Below are 1589 nucleotides of genomic sequence, written 5' to 3' on the forward strand. Positions count from 1 at the left end.
TTGTAGTGGTGAACTCGCGATTATTTTACGTATATTTTCTAAACGTTGAATTGCTCTTCCATCCGCTCTAATTAAAAGCAAAAACTCTTCTCCCCCCCAACGTACAAAGAGTTCTTTAGCATGTAATTTTGACTGCACGGCCTCTGCGAGTTTCTTTAATACTTCATCACCAACCATATGACCATAAGTATCATTTATCAACTTAAAGTAATCGATATCTAAAAGAGCCAAATAGTATTCGTTATGTAACGAGATGTTCTCTCCTTTAGATAGCTGAAGGTAATAGTAATGGCGATTATATAAACCCGTTAATTGGTCAACACCGGAGCGAATTACTAGAGATCGATTTTCACGCTTTATTAGGTACGTTCTAACACTCATCAACACGATTAATAAAATGGCAATCATGCCAAACCATTTAGCGTAAGCTAAATAGCGTTGTTTTTTTGTAAGAGCAAGAATTTTTTCTTGGTTATTAATACTCAACTGATCCCTTTGTAACAACAAATCTAGTATTTCTTGTGCATGAGTCAAGTTATGCAACTTTGAAAGCATTTGATTTTTCTCAGATAAGTAGACCTGCTTTGCCAGTTCATAGGCGAATTTATAATCACCGCTTAATTCCAAAATCTTAGCCTTATATTTCATAGACTTAAATATAGGGTAGCTTTTATCATTGAGACGAAAATTATGTATACTCTGGTCTATCGCTTTTAAAGCGTCAGGGTAGTTATATTGAGCAACTTCGAGTTTTGATTGTTTTAAATAGCAACGCCCAAGATTATAAGTAAGTTGCTCTTGTTGACTAAGAAATATACATTGTTCTAATAGAGTTCCAGCATGGCTATATTCTTTATTAAGCAATGCAATGTTTATCTTGCTTCTTATATCAAGAATTTGATAGCGCAAGGTTTTATTACTCAGCTCAAAATACTTATGAGCTTGTAAATCTGCCGATTTGGCGGCAGTTATATTACCTATTTGACCTTGGATAACCGATTCATTGTACCAATACAACTGCTGTATACTATGATCTGGATTTGGGAGTTGGCTATAAAGATGCCGAGCACTTTGTATATGGTTCAAAGCTTGCTGTCCCTGCCCCATAATTAAGTACATTTTCCCTAAATTATAGTGACTTTTGCTCTGCGATAAGTGCTCATTGTACCTACCCGACAAATAGATACTTCTTAATAGATATTTTTGAGCGTCAATGATTTCATTTTCTGCTAACGCCATACTTCCTGCCCAATTCAGTAATCTTGGCAATAGAAAAGCGTGTGTTTTAAGTTCCGTGTTCGTCAGCAACTCTTCTAGCAAAAGATACCCTATGCGTTTATCGCTAGAATGCCAAATATGCAAAGCTAACTCTGCCTCTAGCAAAAGACCCATCCATTCTATCTGAACAATTTCTTGTGGTACGGTACCCATTGCTTCATTTATCCATAGCTCTTCACTATAGAGTGAAAGGTTATGTAAAATAATATTGAGATAAGCATAATCAAGTAGCGTGAAATCTACTTTACTCTTTAATATCTTTTGAATCCCAACTGCAACAATATCCGGTTCTAAATGTGACCGATCAAGTA

General features: G+C 35.6%; 1 protein-coding gene. It reads right to left on the minus strand.

Going from position 1 to position 1589, the window contains the following annotated elements:
* A partial coding sequence (locus tag RH85_RS19065; protein ID WP_006714363.1) for a GGDEF domain-containing protein occupies positions 1-1589 on the minus strand: 1589 nt, incomplete at both ends.

This window comes from Vibrio ichthyoenteri ATCC 700023, from assembly GCF_000222605.1.
Taxonomy (GTDB): Bacteria; Pseudomonadota; Gammaproteobacteria; order Enterobacterales; family Vibrionaceae; genus Vibrio; species Vibrio ichthyoenteri.